Raw genomic sequence first — 17,107 nt, 5'->3', positions numbered from 1 at the left:
GACATGATTAAAACAGAACAATTACCTATCTGTATATTTTTGGATCGCGATGGCGTCCTTAATGAATTAAAGCCGGGCGCTTACATTCAATCCACTAATGAATTTATTTTCCGGGATGGTGTATTGGAGGGTCTGAGGAAATTATCTGAATGTTGTAAATATCTATTTGTGGTTACCAATCAGCAAGGAATTGGAAAAAAAATAATGACCGAACATCAATTGTTCGAAGTCCACCAATACATGTTGAATGAAATAGAGCGTCATGGCGGACGCCTCAACGGCATATATCATTGTCCTCACCTGGCCAGTGAGCTATGTGATTGTCGTAAACCCGGAACAGGAATGATCGATAACATTCATAAAGATTTTCCGGACACCACCCCATCTGTTCAATTCCTTCTGGGCGATAGTATTTCTGATCTCGAACTTGGAAATAAAATACAAGCAAAAACATTTGGCATGCGCCATGGGTATAATACATATGATGATTGGTCGGCATATGAAGTCGAGGAGGTCAATAACTTCGATGCTTTTACTAAGCGCATAATAAGTATGGCTTCATATTAATACAGAGCATTAAAATGTATAAACATATTTTGCAAATCCTATTGAAAATTAATCAATTGGCGAATCTTTCTTAATTTCGCCGTCCTTTTCGTAAATGGGCTTATAAAGCACAGATGTACTCAGTCAAAGAAATATTTTATACGCTTCAGGGAGAAGGAAAACAATCCGGAAGACCATCGGTGTTTCTGAGGTTTTCCGGTTGCAATCTGTGGAATGGAAAAGAATCCGACAGGTTGAAAGCCATTTGCAATTTTTGTGATACAGATTTTATCGGAACGGATGGCATTCTGGGTGGGAAATATCCAACAGCGGAAGAGCTCGCTTCCACTGTAAAAAAACTTTGGCATTCTGATTCAAAAGATGCCATCCCTTATGTAGTGTGTACGGGTGGTGAACCTTTACTCCAACTCGACAAGCCGCTCATCGATGCACTCCACGAGCAGGGATTTGAAATAGCTATTGAAACGAATGGTACTTTGCCAGCCCCATCCGGAATTGACTGGATCTGTATGAGTCCTAAACCCAATACAAACTACGTCATTACTCAAGGTCACGAACTCAAGTTCATTTTTCCACAATCCGACCTGAATCCTGCCGACTTTGAACATTTTGAATTCAGACACTTTTATCTTCAGCCCATGGATGGACCGGAACTAAATAAGAACACGCTCAAGGCTATAGAATACTGTCTGCTGCATCCAAAATGGTCTTTGAGTATCCAGATGCATAAGATCATTGGAATACCCTGATGCCTGGATTTCAACAACATAAACCAATGTTAAAAAATAAACAAAAAAATTTGATGAATAAATTAAAGCAAACTTATCTTTATCCGCAATTACCACAGAACTAAATTGAACCTATTAATGACTTCTAACAATAACCAATATCTAAACTCCCAATTCGCGAAAATAAAATTTGACGGCACTCATCAACAAAATGGATTGATTGCGTTGAAGAATTTCAAAAAGGACAGCATCATTTGCCACTTTTCCGCTGCAGAAGTGCTGCCCTACCCTTCCAGATATACGGTGCAGGTTGGGGATGAAAAGCATATCATTCTGGCACCTTTGTTTTTGGAGTATATCAATCACAGCTGCGATCCCAATTGTTTTTTTGATACGAAAGAATTCGTTTTAAAAGCAGTCAAGAATATTCAAAGTGGTGAAGAATTTTCATTTTTCTATCCCTCTACCGAATGGGATATGGACGAACCCTTTGATTGTCATTGCGGTTCAGACATTTGCCTTGGCCAAATCCAGGGTGCGAAATATCTGAGCGATAATGATTTCGCTCAATACCGCTTTACAGACTTTATAACTCAAAAATTGCAGAAGACACGCATTCATGTCTTCCAGGATTGATATCAAGGCTTCCGGGCTAAATGATCAATGGCTGATTTGGGTTTTATATCCCGTCCTGGAATCAGACGATCCGGATCTCCAGTATTATTACGATTTTGAACAAAGCTACAATGAATATCAATCCGTCTTCGCCAGGCTCGGGTTGGAGTGGATTTGGCAGGGTGTCCGTCTGAGTGAAATTCAGACAGTTATCAAAAAAATAGAACAGACTCAAAACAAAATACCCATTGTCCTCAATTTATGCGATGGCGATGAACAAATTGGGGTTGCTGGAATCTCTGTCGTACGTGAATTGGAAGCGGGTAAAATAATTTATACAGGAGCCGGCGAAAGTTTTTACAGGATTACTACGTCCAAAATTCCAATGAAAAAATGTTTTGATGAAAAGAGAGTCCCTACTTCTCCCTGGATGGAATTGAATTTGAACCAATTGAACATTGCCGAAATTTTTGGTCAACTGAAACCCCCATTGATTGTAAAGCCTGCCATTTCAGCCGGCAGTTTGGGCATTGGAATCAAATCCGTAATCCATAACCAGGCAGAACTGGAATCCTATCTCCAATCAGGAAGTCGCCACTATAAAAATTGGGATTTGTACGAAGGTGGAGTATTTGTAGAAGAATTTATTGCAGGACCAGAATATACCAGTTTTATTGTTGGCAGTTTTAAAAATCCTGAATTGTGTAAAGTGTATCCGGCAGTGGAAAGGGCATTTGAAAGTTCCTTACCCGTGACAGAGAAAATCCTTTCGTTCGACCGTTTATGGGAATTTTATAACGATGAAAGTCCTTTGGAACAAGAACGTGTACTTTGGAATTATCATCAGGTAACACCTGAACTTCAGGAAGCGATCCGCAAATTAAGTATCGATGCCTATTGCGCTGTTGGAGGAGAAGGATACGCCCGAATCGATTTCAGACAAGATTCGGAATCCGGTGACATTAAAGTACTCGAAGTCAATGCGCAATGCGGATTATCTGAAGATGAGAATTATACTTCGATTGGTGCTATTTTGCGTTTGTATAATTTAAAATATGAAAATCTGATTTTAGATATAATTGAACAGGCGATTCAAAAAAGTTTATCTAATTTCACATGATTTTTTTTATTGATTTGAAATGGAGTCCTTGTCAACCCGTTAATCATCCGATAAACTACCCTATTTCCCCATATGAAAGTATGCGTTTTACAACCTGATTATAGTTCGTCCATAGTTGATTATAAGAATTACGATCCGACAAGAAACTTATCGAAGTTTCTGCCAGGTCATCAGGTAGATCATGTATTGTTGAATAAACTGACTACTTATAAGCAACTTAAACAATTATCCGGTCGGGATTACGATATCTATGTAAACTTATGTGAAGCCTATCTTGAATGGGACGTTCCTTCAATAGATGTGATTCAGTCATTGGAATTGTTGAATCTTCCTTACACGGGCCCAACTATGGAACTTTACGACCCTTCGAAAGAGCTCATGAAATATGTGGCTGCCATATCGGGCATTCCTTCACCCAATTACAAACTTGTAAACAATCTCGAAGATCTGAATGAACTGACCCAAAGTGTTTCGTTTCCACTTTTTGTAAAACCAGCTAAAGCCGGGGATAGCCTCGGAATTGACGAACATTCCCTGGTCGAAGATGAAAAATCCTTGCTGGTAAAAGTTAAACAACTCCTGGAAGAATTCGGCCAGGTCATCGTTGAAGAGTATATAGCCGGCAGAGAATTCACAGTATTGGTTGCTTCCGATCCGAAGGACGAAAAAAAATGCATCGCCTTTAAACCCGTTGAGTATAATTTTCCAAACGACCTGAGCTTTAAGACATATAGTTTAAAAACTTCGGACCTTCATCCCGAGCGCAACATTCCGGTAAGAGACGAAAGCCTCGAGCGCAAATTAAAAAAAGCTGCAACCACCTTTTATAAAGAATTCGGTGGAAAAGGATATGCAAGGCTCGACTTCAGGATGAATCCAAAAGGAAAATTGTTTTTTCTCGAAGCTAATTTCACCTGTTCGGTATTTTATTCCGATGGCTATGAAGGCTCGGCTGATTTCATTTTGCAAAATGATCCCATCGGACAATCGGGATTTTTACAGATGATCATCGAAGAAGGGATGAAAAGGCACCAAAAAAAGCAGAAAAAATATTATTTGAAAAAGTCTGGCAGCTCCGGATATGGGATATATGCAAATCAAAAAATCAGAAAAGGAGAAATCTTGTTTAAGGGCGAAGAAAAAAGTCAACGGATAGTAACGCAATCCTATGTTCAAAAAAACTGGACTGCGCACGAAAAAGAACTGTTTAGAAAATATGCCTATCCCGTAGGCAATGGTGTTTATATATTATGGGATAACGATCCTACGGAATGGGCCCCACAAAATCATTCCTGTGTTCCCAACACAAAATTTGAAGGACTCAATGTCGTTGCCCTTCGTGAAATTTCGAAAGATGAAGAATTGACTCTGGATTATGCATTATTCATGCATCCGGATCTTGAACCTTTTGCTTGCCAATGTGGCCAACTCGGCTGTCGAAAATGGATTAGTTCTAAAAATGTTGAAATTGAAGATCTGAAGATAAGTCTTTGATCAATACATATTATGTAAATATATAATATGTATTTGCTTCGTAAAAAAAGAGCGATTTCTTCTCAATATTGCTAAAGCTGTTTAGTTTTGTGTCCCATTTTAAAGTTTGCCGAAATGGCGGAACTGGTAGACGCGCTGGACTCAAAATCCAGTGACCCTCAAAGTCGTGTGGGTTCGAGTCCCACTTTCGGCACAAACTTTGCACCCTCTTAAATAAATCGGTCATCCAAACCTTATACCGTACAAGATAAGCTTTAAGCAGTTGGTAAGTTTCAAAAATGAAATGCAAGAGGCATATAAATGCCCATGCATGGCACTACCCATTGAATTTGATAAGCGTTTTTGAAAAGTATGCCCGCGTCTTAAACAGCAGTTTATAATAGTTCGCTTAAGATTCTGCAATCTTAATGACTGCATTGATGAATTTATCCAATTCTGCATGGGTACTGTATACATTGGGCGTCACCCGCACTCCATGTATGTTTTCCCAGTGAATTGCCACAGTGTGAATTTTATATTGGTCGAACAGCTTAATGGAAATTTCTTCGGCAGTTTTACCTTCAATTAAAAAATTGCCAATTGCTCCGGAATGTGACTTGTTCAAAGGGTGGTTTATTTTAATTTTTGGATGATCCTTTACTTTGTCTGACCAATACTTTTGCATACTATAAAGTCTTTCATATTTTCTTTGAGCACCGATGCGCTCGTAAAAATCAACGGCATTCGAAATTGCCTGTTCAATTGCAAATGAACGCGTTCCCAGATTTTCGAATTTCCGGATATCGGCAGAATCGGGATCGGCCGCAGCCAATAAAGGATAAAGGTTATTGATTTTTTCCTTCCTCACGTACAACAATCCCGACCCAAATGGTGCGCTCAACCATTTATGAAGAGAAGTCCCCAGATAATCTACCCCAAGCTCGTCAAATCTAAATGGCAAGTGGGCAAAACTGTGAGCAGCATCAACAAGGACTTCGTAACCACGTTTCTTTGCTTCTGAAGCAATTTTAGCTACTGGTAAGGCCTGCCCATTCCAATTGATGATGTGCGTGAGATGGACCACCCTGGTTTTGTTGGTAAATTGTTTCATATAGGATTCTGTGAGGTAGCCATCGTCTTCGCTGGGCAATTCCAGGTTCACCCATTTGAGAACGATTCCATCCCTGTGTGCTCTTTGCTTCCAGGCATTAATCATGTTCGGGTAATCCTGCTTGGAAAGGACAACCTCATCACCGGCCTTCAAGCGCAATCCAAATATGATGGTTTCAAGGGCTTCAGAGCTGTTTCTGTTGATGGCAATTTCCTCAGCAGAACATCCTGATATTCTTGCAAGTTTTTCCCTAAGGGGTTCCCTGCCCTGATCTATGACCCTCCACATATAATAAGAAGGGGCTTCATTCGCCAGGCGATTGTAAAACTCAACGGCTTCCTGAACTACTCTGGGTTGTGGAGAAACCCCTCCGTTGTTGAAATTGATGATACTTGGCGAACAACTATAAGCTTCGCGGATGAGGCTCCAGAAATCTTCTTCATTCATGGATGCTGCATCGAGCTTGTCAAAATGATCCAGGGAAGCACGGTAAGATGTTTCCATTTGACCAATTAATGCAGAAGGCTGCCAAAATGCAACAGGTGCCAGTGCACTCACTCCTTTGAGAATGGATCTTCTTTTCATGTGTTGAATTTACGTCCAAACAAGATAGGACAAATTTTTAAATTCCATTGTTGCGCTATTCAAAAATTCATCAATTACAAGACTGTTAAAATATCTTTGCAGCTGATGGATAAAGAACTATTTGAATTTGAAGCTTATGCTGAACGCAATAAATTAGCATGGAACAAGAGGGTTGGAATCCATCTTGAATCAGCTTTTTACGATCAAAAAGGGTTTTTAGCCGGGCAAAATACTTTGTTTGGGATTGAGAAAAAATTACTGGGCGACATTCATGGAAAGTCCATTATTCATCTGCAATGCCATTTTGGGCAGGATACCATTTCCCTTTCCAGAATGGGAGCAAAAGTTACTGGTTTGGATATTTCCGATAAAGCCATAGAAACCGCCAGGCAAGCAGCTATTGCCACGGGTCAGCATACTGAATTTATTTGTTGCCATGTTTACGACCTTCCGACTGAACATTTTGGAAAATACGATATTGTTTTTTCCAGTTATGGGACCATTACCTGGTTACCCGATCTTAATAAATGGGCTCAGACTGTCTCAAATGCATTAAAAGTCCGTGGTCGTTTTATTTTTTCCGAATTTCATCCAATGGTCTGGATATACGACGATCAGTTATCGAAAATGATTTATGACTATTTTAATTCAAAGCCCATTTACGAAGTAGAAAAAGGATCCTATGCAGATAGGAATAACGAACAGGAGCTGGAGTCTATAACCTGGAATCACAGTCTCGATGAAGTTGTGACGGCCTTGCTGCAATCCAATTTGAAGCTCGTTGATTTTCGCGAATACGATTATTCTCCTTGTAATTTCATGCCGAATATGCAGGAGTTTGAGCCTGGAAAATTCAGGTTTAATCACATTTCTGTAAAAATACCTCTGGTTTATTCTCTTGTAATGGAAAAATATTAATAGCAATGAACCATCTACTCCCTTAGTCAATGAAATTATGAACAACATTTGTTTTTGGAACAGTCATCGATTCTGGGGTGGAGGAGAAAAGTTGCATTTGGAATATGCAGAAGGATTCCGGAGGAACAACCATCGGTGTCTGATAGCCACAGACCCAGACTCTCCGTTGAAACTTAAAGCCCAGACATCCCAATTACCTGTATTTGATTTCCGCATTCGAAAATTTGATTTTTTGAATCCTTATAAAATTTATAAAATCTGTCAATTTTTTAAAAAAACAAAAACAGATACGTTGATCTTTTCTTCATCTCAGGATATGAAAGCAGCCGGACTGGGGGCATATTTTGCGGGGGTTGAAAGAATTGTTTATTTAAGAGGCCTCGCTGTACCTGTAAAAAACAGTTTTATCAACAGATTCTATTTTGAAAAAATTATCACGCATATCGTTGCCAATTCTCTGGAAACCAAATCAAAAATTATACAATATCTTAAAAGCAAAAACATTGAAGCCAAAATCAAAATTGTGTACCATGGAATTGATCCAATTGAGAACCATGATTTAAATTTCTCTGCATCCGATATTACGAAAAAAAATCAAGATCCCGTCGTCCTTGGCAGTGCGGGAAGATTGACCAAACAAAAAGGATTTATGCATCTGCTCGAAATCGCAAATATCCTGCACAAAAGAAACATCCCTTTTCAGCTAAAAATTGCTGGTACCGGAGAACTCGAAACTGACTTAAAAAATCGTATCCTGGAGCTGCAGTTGGACCAGTTTGTTGAACTTTCCGGTTTTGTCGAAAACATGAATAAATTCATGCAAGACATCGACATATTTGTTCTTTGCTCTGAGTGGGAAGGATTCGGATTTGTATTGGTTGAAGCGATGATGCATCAAAAACCGGTTGTTGCATTCGATATATCGAGCAATCCTGAAATTGTCTTACATGGAGAAACGGGATTTCTTGCAAATATTAATGATTACCATGCTTTTGCAGATCATTTGCAGTCGCTCATTGAAAACAGGGATTTGCGGATTCACATGGGTCAAACCGGTCGCAAACGAGCCATGGATCAATTTCTCCTGGAAGACAGTGTAATCAATCTTGAAAAAGCCCTCAGTTTGGCCTAGCTTTTGTATTTTTGATTTTTACGAGTGGATGAAATTAACTGTCAAAATACTTTGTATCTGCATTTTATTCAATGTGTATAATTCACATTCACAATGCAGTTTCAGTGTTGATGCGGGACCTGACCTGAAAGTTTGCAACCCCGGCGAAATGGTGATGATCAACGGAAAAGTAACCGGAAGTGTTCAGGAGATTTTTTGGGAGCCTCCGGCAGGCCTCAGTAATCCAAGATCTCCTGTAACAAAAGCGACGGTCAGCGGTCCGATTGAATATATCCTCACAGCGCGGGGACTAAGCAACATCAATCTCATTACCAATGGCAATTTTGAGGCTGGCAATACAGGATTTACAACCGATTATATGTTGGGGATGACGTCCTGTTACGGATTTGGTTATCTGGATTGCGAAGGTACTTATGGAGTCATCAACAATCCGCAGCTCGGACATACGGGTTTTGCACCTTGCGGCGATCACACCAGCGGCTCGGGAATGATGATGGTGTTGAACGGTTCAGCAAGTTTGCAAAATGTATGGTGTCAGACCATAAACGTGATGCCGGACATGGATTATATCTTCTCAGCCTGGGTCACTTCAGTTGTTTCTGCCTCCCCTCCCATCCTCCAGTTTTCAATCAATGGGAGCAACATTGGAAATATTTTTAATTCCAATGGGGTGAACTGTTCCTGGGAACAATTTCAGGCAAGCTGGAATTCAGGATCCAATACAACCGCAGAAATCTGCATTGTCAATCTGAATACCGCAACGGGTGGAAATGATTTTGCAATTGACGATCTCACGTTCCGCAAAATTTGCGAGATCAAAGACACCATGAAAATTGAAGTCGAAGAAATTATCATCTCCATTGAAAATCCGGATATCATGACTTGCGATCAACCACGATGGAAGCTCGATGCAACGGGTTCATCATCGGGAACGGGGTGGAAATATCAATGGACCACCTCTGATGGAAAAATAATATCCGGAGGAACGACCCTGACTCCCACCATTGAAGGTCCGGGAACATATTATCTCACCATCTGTTCGCCATTACCAAACTGTTGTAAAACAGAATACGTCACCGTATTTGGAAACATTAAACCACCCGATCTCCAGCTCATCGTTAAAGATACCATAGGATGCAATACTCCGGCAGCCTCCATAAACAGTAGAAGCAAAATTTTTCCACTGGAATACGAATGGGAAGGACCCAATGGATTCACGAGTGCGGATCCCTCCATCGTTGTCACCAGTGGCGGAAAATACACACTTACCATCACTGACGAATATAATTGCCAAACCATTGATTCGGTAGAGGTGATCGAACGCACAGACAATCCTAAAATCAGCATCAACTCCAACTCCATCAACTGCATATCAGACACTTCTTCTGTAACAGGAATGTCATCGGTACCTGGTTCGATTTTTGAATGGACAGGTCCAAATAATTTCAATGTAAAAGCAGATCATTTCCAAACTGTCGACAGTGGATGGTTCTTTTTAAAAGTAACATCTCCATCGGGCTGCATAAAAACAGACAGTGTTCACATCGACAAAGACCAGGATAAACCCATACTTCAATATCAAACAGATACCATTACCTGCATTTCAGATTCTGTCATCATTGCTGTGAACGCCAATAAGGCAATTACCAAATTTGGCTGGTCAAGTATTCACCGGTTTTCAATCATTGATACATTTAATATACAAACTTCTGAACCCGGGAACTACGAATTCTATGCCTCCGGACCCAATGGTTGTCCGGATACTATTCAAATATTGGTTCCCATAGATACAATGCATCCTTCTTTATTGACAAACAACGACACGTTAAATTGCATCAAAACAAAAATTAATTTGCTGTCAGGCAATGTGGACCCTAATGTAAGCATCAGCTGGAAAGATCCGGGAGGAAATGAAATTTTTAAAGACAGTTTGGAGATTGCTGCTGCCGGAAAATACAGCGTAACTGCAGTGGGTCGAAATGGTTGTAAGACGAACCATGACGTTCTTATAGAAATAGATACCATTCATTCACTATTGCAGGTTCTGGACGATACCTTAACTTGTATCAAGCAGAAATTGAAATTACAACTAAGTGACAACTTTAATTCGGGCTATTTGTGGTCAGGTCCCGGAAATTTTTCAGACACTGCCAGGCAACCTGAAGTCCAGTTTCCAGGTTCCTACCACGTCACATCGATATTGCCTAACGGTTGTAAGTCAAACGCAAGTATAGAAATCTATATCGACACCTTAAAACCACTGATTCAATATTCAAGTGATACACTGAATTGCAAAAAGGATAGTGTCAGATTAAACGCCTTCGCTGATCAGCCCAACGCAACTTATTACTGGACAGGACCGGGTGGTTTCAGTTCCTTTCAAAATAATCCATTTACTTCTCAATCCGGAAACTACAAACTGCTCGTAAGTAATACAAATGGATGCAGCGACAGCATAATATTAACGATCTATCAGGATATCCGCAAGCCCGATATTTACCTGCAAGCCGATACGTTGAATTGCCAAAAACGCAGTACCATTTTACATGGTCAAACAAACAGAGACAGCCTGAATTTTAATTGGACAGGGCCTAATGGATTTAGCTCTTCAGACTCCATCATCACCATCCAAACCGGTGGAACATACACCTTACAGGTTGAAAGTCCGGAAGGGTGTAAATCTGAAGCCAGCATCACCATTCTGGAGGATACTATAAAACCAGTGCTGAATATCGACACCGATACACTGAATTGTGCCACCACTGAATGGAAACCAACATTGCAGTCCAGTCTGATACCGGTAGATTTAATCTGGAATGGACCTATGGGTTATTCGAGTAAACTCCTTCAACCTACCCTTACATCAGGTGGCAATTATACGGTTATGGTAACTGCTGCCAATTATTGTACAAGCCAGATCTCATTCAATCTTGTACAGGATACCATTAAACCCATCCTCCGGATTTTTGGAGATTCAATCAGCTGTACACATCCGGAAGCATTGATTCAAGCACAAATTCTTCCCGTGGGTTTGGTTGGCATGTGGACATTGCCATCCGGTCAGGTGCAGCAGGGAAACAATTTACTTACCAGGACTGGTGGAAACTATAGTTTTGCTGTAACCGCTTCCAATTATTGTATGAGCATTTCACAAACTTTGGTGACAGTAGATACCATTGCTCCCGACCTGATTTTAATTGGCGACACCATTACGTGTTTGAATTCCAGAGCAAATTTATTGGCAAAAAGTATAACACCAGGGATTCACTATTTATGGACTGGTCCTTTGAATTTTACAAACTCTTCCGACAGTATATTGGTAAGTATTCCGGGAAATTATCAGGCGGTTGCCACTGCAGCAAATGGCTGCACATCGACTAAAACAATTTATGCAGGAATAGATACAAGCGCTCCGGTAGTTTTCATAATGGCCGACAGTATCGATTGCCTCCGTGAAGAAGCTACTCTCGTCGCACAGATAAATAATCCCTTAGCAACTTATCAATGGACGGATGCAGGCAATACCATTCTGAGCAATCAACCGGTTTATAAAACACGAAAAGGCGGACTTTTTCAGTTCATAGCCACCAATCGACAAAACGGATGCGAAACCCGCTTGTATCAATATGTATACGAGGACAGTCTGATCATAAGCGATATATTGCTTGATCAGCAGCATCCTGTTTGTGGAAATCTTTTTGGATCCATGAACATTTTACAGGTAATTGGAGGTCATCATGGTTTGTTGTTTTCATTAAATGACCCAGACAATTTTACCCGCCAAAGTCAATTTACATCTCTGACTTCAGGTCCTTACACCCTGTATGTTAAAGACAGTGCTGGTTGCCGTTTTCAAAAATCTTTTGAAATAATAGATATACCAGTAATCAATACGTCCATCATCCCGGAAATCACATTGAAACTTGGAAAATCCCAGGTTCTTGATTTAGACATTCTATCCGATCAAAAACTTGTTAAAAGCATCAGTTGGAGCCCACCCGACTTCCTGAGCTGTACAGATTGTGAAGATCCTGTTGCAAGCCCTCCCTTTCAAATAGAATACGAAGTAACCGTAACAGACACGAACGGTTGTAAGTTAACAAAAAGGATACTTGTCAAAGTTGAAGCCCCTAAGATTTGGGCTCCTAATGTTTTTAGCCCCAATGGCGATCAGATCAATGATTGGTTTTATTTCATTAGCTCTGATCCGGACGTAAGCACGATAAATATAATGGAAATATTTGACCGCTGGGGAAATAAAATTTTTACAACAACAGACATCAAACCAAATGATGCAATAAGAGGATGGAACGGAACATCAAAAAACGAGAAATGCCTGCCCGGCGTTTATGTTTATTGGGCAGAGGCAGAATTAGCCAATGGAACGAAAATTATTCTCAAAGGGGATGTAACACTGCTCAAATGAGAATTCATAAAATTCTTATTCTGGTTCTGGTCAATTGGTCAGTGCTCCCAATAAATGCGCAATTTACATATCCTGATCCGAAGAAACTTTATTCCATGCCTAACGCTTGCGGCATTACCGTAAATGCCGGCCCGGATATCACGATATGTGCCGGTCAGGGAAAACAATTAAATGCTTCCGTCACCGGCAGCACGAATTACATTTGGGAACCTCCGGATGGACTTAGTAATTCCAATGCTCTCAAACCCACTGCAAATCCATCGACAACCACCACTTATACTTTAACTGCGAAAGCGACATCTTCTAATCTTATTACCAATGGTGGATTTGAAACCGGTAATCTGGCACCTTCAACAAGTCAATATACACCTTATACCAATGTGAATAATCTGATCACTTCAACAGGTGGCTATATGATCATGAGTGTTCCTCAAATTGCCCAGGCATTTGGTTGTACACCAAGTATTGGGGCGTTTACCCTGGTAATCACCCCAACCGGATCAGGTTCCAATATTTGGTGCCAAACCATTAATGTCAATCCAAACACAGAATACAAAATTGAATACAAAGTATTTGGCATTCTTTACATTTTTGGATCGCCTCCCACGATAGGACTAAAAATAAATGGTAATCTGATTGGCACGGTGGACGCAATCAGTGGACTTTGTCTTGAAGCTAAAGGCAATTTTACCTGGAATAGCGGTGCATCTACTACCGCCGATATTTGTTTTGCAAATTATGGTGGGCAAGGCCCGGCTAGCATGTGCTCAATTGACGATATCATCGTACAGGAATGCTGTGAAGAAAAAGATGAAGTGACGGTGACAGTTTATGATTTACTTGCAGACATCACTCCTCCCGATGAAATCAATTGCCTGAACAGACCGATAACTATTGATGCATCAGGCTCTTCACAAGGTCCTGGAATAACTTACATGTGGACAACACGAGATGGAAAAATAATAAGCGGGGATAAATCTTTAAATCCTGTTATTGATTCGCCGGGCATATACACACTCAAAATAATGGGTGAATTTGGATGCGAATCTGAAGCCATGGTTGAAGTAAAAGGAAGTGTGAGTCCACCGGATGTTACCGTTAGAAACACCGACATCGATTGTAAGAATCTCACTGCAAGAATTGAGGCTTCATCCAAAGGAATCGGAGTCGATTTTGAATGGACAGGACCCAATGGTTATTTCAGTACGAAAGCCATTAATCTCAACATTACTGAGCCCGGAGAATACATTGTAAAAGTAACCGACACCTACGGCTGTGAAAATTCTGCAAAATTGGAAGTCAAAGACAATCGCAGTTTCATCGAAGCAGAAATCTCAGGCGACAGCTTGAGTTGCTCTAAAGACAGCGTACAACTGGAAGCCAGTTCAATTGCAAAAAAACCAAAATACAACTGGACAGGTCCCGGCGGTTTTAGAAAAGACAGTGCAACTAAAGTATTCGTTCGGGATACCGGATGGTATTACCTCACCACGATCGATAGTTCGGGTTGTAAAGAGCTGGATTCCTTTTATGTAAAATCGAGTAATCAAAATATTGACGTGCAGATTTCAGCAGATACCATTACCTGCATTCAAAACACCGTACAAATTCGCTTGTCCACAGATACTACTGCAAACATCCAGTGGAAGGGACCCAACCAATTTATTTCAGATTCAATTTCACCTTTCGTAACAGATGAAGGTTGGTATTACCTTGATTTGCTTACCAAAGATGGTTGCAGTTACAAAGATTCCATTTATGTTTTTAAAGATTCTAACGTTCCGGATATTTTTGTTTCTTCCAACGACACGATCACTTGTATTCATAAATTCATAAACATCAGTGGTCAAACAACCACTCCCGGAGCATCATACGAATGGTTGACACCTCAGGGAAATTTTCCAAACGTATTTGATATTCAGGCCAATATTCCAGGCACATATAAATTTACAGTGAAGGGCCCCAACGGTTGCGAACTATCAAAAGATGTACTGATCTACATCGATACGACTAAACCTTTGCTCCAACTCATACCCGATACCATCAACTGTCTAAAAGACAGCCTGGTATTGAATTCACAAACTTCCAATGTAATCAATTATCTATGGAAAGGGCCTCAGGGCTTTACATCTTTTCAATCTAATCCTATTGTCCGTGCAGGAGGAATGTATACCTTAATAGCAACCGGAGCAAATGGTTGTGTGGATTCCGCTACTATTGATATTTTAGCAGATACTTCAAAACCATTGTTGCAAATTAGTTCAGATACGATTGATTGTTTAATGACCACGGTAAGTCCCATCGTAACTGATGATGGTAAAACCATAAATTACAAATGGATTGGACCATCAGGATTTTCTTCGAATCAAAAAAATATCGACCTTCAGGCAAGTGGGATTTACACGCTCACCGTCACATCAGAAAATGGTTGCACCACCAGTTATGCAATTGCAATACAGGAAAATCTTATCAAGCCTTATGCAACTTTAAAAGCTGACACCATCACCTGTAAATCTTCCGCAAAACTCCGTGCTGAAAATATTTCTGCAAATACAAAGAATTTGGTTTGGACAGGTCCGCTTGGTTTCATGAGTAGCGATTCAATCTCATTACTCACAAACGGAGGTATTTATAAACTCCTGCTTACAGCTGATAATGGTTGTACTTTTGAAGACAGCATCCTGGTCATCCAAAAAGATAAAATACCGGATCTGTTGGTAAAAGATGACACCTTAACGTGTATAAAAATCAAACTAAATCTGTCTGGAAAGACTCAGACTCAGAATGTCCGATATGACTGGAAGGGACCCAATGGTTTTACAAGTACACTTGCATCGCCCGAAATACAGGATTCCGGATTGTATTTCCTGACAATCACCGATAGTCTCGGTTGCGAAAATTCCGGCCAGATTAACATCTATCAGTTTAATCAAAGATTTCCGGTTCATATTTTTTCAATCCGGGATACAATCGATTGTAATGACAGTATTGCCCTGCTTCGCCATACATCGCCATTACCGACAGGAAAATTATACTGGCAAATTCCCGATGGAACTCAGATTTCAGATGATTCCCTTTTTGTTAAATCAGGTGGTTTATATAAAATCCAGTTTACGAATGAGTTCGGTTGCATATCTGAAGACAGCATTACCATTTTTGACTTCAAAAAACTTCCTGATTTTAGTTTGTTACCTGATACGCTGAATTGCATCAAAACAAACATCCTTTTACAAATGACCAGCAATGATCCGGATTTGGAATTTAACTGGACCGGACCCGGAACATTCAAGAGTATTCTTAGGAATCCTCCGATACAATTTGGAGGCTTGTATCAATTAACTGTAAAAAATACGAATGGGTGCATGCTTACCAAATCGGTAAATATTCATGCCGATACCTTGAAACCCGATCTCAGTTTATCAGCAGATACCATCAATTGTCTGCGAAGCACAGTTCCTGTAAAAGCTTCCTCTTCCTTGCAGGGTTTCAACATGATCTGGAAAGGACCCAATGGATTTAACTACACTTTGCCGCAATTCAACACGCCTAATCCGGGTTGGTACATCTGCACGATTATAAATCCAAGAACTGGTTGCCGCACTACAGACTCAGTACAAATTGTACAGGATACACAACGTATCCACGCACTACTGGCTAATACACAAAATGCAAATTGTCTGGATGTCAGCGGTCGAATTTTCATCCAGCAGATCATTGGTGGAAAAGCCCCGTACCGATTTACTTTAGACAATGGTATGTCATATTTTACAGGAAATGTTTCCGGGAATTTAACTCCAGGTAGTTACCAGCTGCAGGTCGAAGACGACAACGGTTGTACTTTTCAAGTCCAAACAGAAATTAAAAAAGAAGACAGCCTGAGCATTTCTCTTCCGCCCATAATAGAACTATTGGAAAATGAAAAAGCTCAAATCATTTTAACTATTTTAACGAATCCGGGCAAAATAAAAAGTATATTTTGGAATCCATCGGACCAACTTGATTGCAATGATTGTTTATCTCCATCCGTAACTGCTGAATTTGATGAAACCATCCGCGTAACAGTGACCGACACCAATGGGTGCACTGCCGAAGCAAGTATAGATGTCCGGATAAAAAAAGTAAGTAGAATCTGGTTTCCGAATGTCTTCTCTCCCAATGGCGACAATATCAATGATTTTTTCTATCCAATTGATTTTGGTTCAGGAACAAACATGCAATCCTTGAGTATATACGACCGGTGGGGAAACCGTTTGTATTTTAATGAATCCTTTGTATCCAATAATCCTGAACAAGGCTGGAATGGCTTGGATCGCAACGGACGAAAACAATCACCGGGTGTTTATTTGTATGTTGCTCAGTATACTGAAAACGGACAATCCCTTATTATTTCCGGAGATCTTACCCTTATCGAATAACGATGGAACAAAAATAC

At 40.2% G+C, this 17,107-nt stretch carries 10 protein-coding genes and 1 tRNA gene; 10 read left to right on the top strand and 1 reads right to left on the bottom strand.

Translation table 11 applies throughout. From position 1 onward, the window contains the following. Positions 1-3 precede the first annotated feature (3 nt). The 6 genes from IPM34_05030 to IPM34_05005 all read left to right on the top strand — a co-directional run bounded on the left by IPM34_05030 (position 4) and on the right by IPM34_05005 (position 4,717). Positions 4-567 (top strand): HAD-IIIA family hydrolase, encoded by a 564-nt coding sequence (locus IPM34_05030; protein ID MBK8954906.1) that lies wholly within the window; start codon positions 4-6, stop codon positions 565-567. A gap of 113 nt (positions 568-680) precedes the next feature. Further along, the gene (queE, locus tag IPM34_05025) at positions 681-1,316 is read left to right on the top strand and encodes a 7-carboxy-7-deazaguanine synthase (GenBank protein ID MBK8954905.1); all 636 of its coding nucleotides are present in this window, start codon (positions 681-683) and stop codon (positions 1,314-1,316) included. A gap of 117 nt (positions 1,317-1,433) precedes the next feature. After that, positions 1,434-1,931 carry an SET domain-containing protein gene (locus IPM34_05020; GenBank protein MBK8954904.1) on the top strand — a complete coding sequence of 166 codons (498 nt, stop codon included), beginning with the start codon at positions 1,434-1,436 and terminating at the stop codon, positions 1,929-1,931. Beyond that, on the top strand, positions 1,915-3,030 hold the full coding sequence (locus IPM34_05015; GenBank protein MBK8954903.1) for a hypothetical protein: 1,116 nt from the start codon (positions 1,915-1,917) through the stop codon (positions 3,028-3,030). The genes IPM34_05020 and IPM34_05015 overlap by 17 nt, the downstream gene beginning before the upstream one ends. Positions 3,031-3,102: 72 nt before the next feature. Then, positions 3,103-4,524: an SET domain-containing protein-lysine N-methyltransferase gene (locus tag IPM34_05010; protein ID MBK8954902.1), complete on the top strand. Its 1,422-nt coding sequence runs from the start codon at positions 3,103-3,105 to the stop codon at positions 4,522-4,524. 108 nt (positions 4,525-4,632) lie between these two features. Continuing rightward, positions 4,633-4,717: transfer RNA gene (locus IPM34_05005), tRNA-Leu, on the top strand. A gap of 195 nt (positions 4,718-4,912) precedes the next feature. Here the strand turns inward: IPM34_05005 and IPM34_05000 are convergent. Continuing rightward, the gene (locus IPM34_05000) at positions 4,913-6,199 is read right to left on the bottom strand and encodes an aminotransferase class V-fold PLP-dependent enzyme (protein MBK8954901.1); all 1,287 of its coding nucleotides are present in this window, start codon (positions 6,197-6,199) and stop codon (positions 4,913-4,915) included. A gap of 105 nt (positions 6,200-6,304) precedes the next feature. Here IPM34_05000 and IPM34_04995 point away from each other — a divergent pair, with 105 nt between their 5' ends. The 4 genes from IPM34_04995 to IPM34_04980 are packed head-to-tail and all read left to right on the top strand — an operon-like array spanning position 6,305 to position 17,090. Beyond that, on the top strand, positions 6,305-7,117 hold the full coding sequence (locus IPM34_04995; GenBank protein ID MBK8954900.1) for a class I SAM-dependent methyltransferase: 813 nt from the start codon (positions 6,305-6,307) through the stop codon (positions 7,115-7,117). A 37-nt stretch (positions 7,118-7,154) separates the two neighbouring features. Next, a complete protein-coding gene (locus IPM34_04990) occupies positions 7,155-8,249 on the top strand; it encodes a glycosyltransferase family 4 protein (GenBank protein ID MBK8954899.1) in 1,095 nt (364 codons plus the stop codon). 28 nt (positions 8,250-8,277) lie between these two features. Then, positions 8,278-12,675, top strand: coding sequence for a gliding motility-associated C-terminal domain-containing protein (locus IPM34_04985; GenBank protein MBK8954898.1), 4,398 nt, complete (start codon positions 8,278-8,280; stop codon positions 12,673-12,675). Then, positions 12,672-17,090 carry a gliding motility-associated C-terminal domain-containing protein gene (locus IPM34_04980; GenBank protein ID MBK8954897.1) on the top strand — a complete coding sequence of 1,473 codons (4,419 nt, stop codon included), beginning with the start codon at positions 12,672-12,674 and terminating at the stop codon, positions 17,088-17,090. The genes IPM34_04985 and IPM34_04980 overlap by 4 nt, the downstream gene beginning before the upstream one ends. The last annotated feature ends 17 nt before the right edge of the window (positions 17,091-17,107 follow it).

It is taken from the genome of Saprospiraceae bacterium, from assembly GCA_016716185.1.
Lineage (GTDB): Bacteria > Bacteroidota > Bacteroidia > Chitinophagales > Saprospiraceae > Vicinibacter.
Note: the sequence above shows the minus strand (reverse complement) of the source record. Positions and strands in the feature narration are given on the sequence as shown.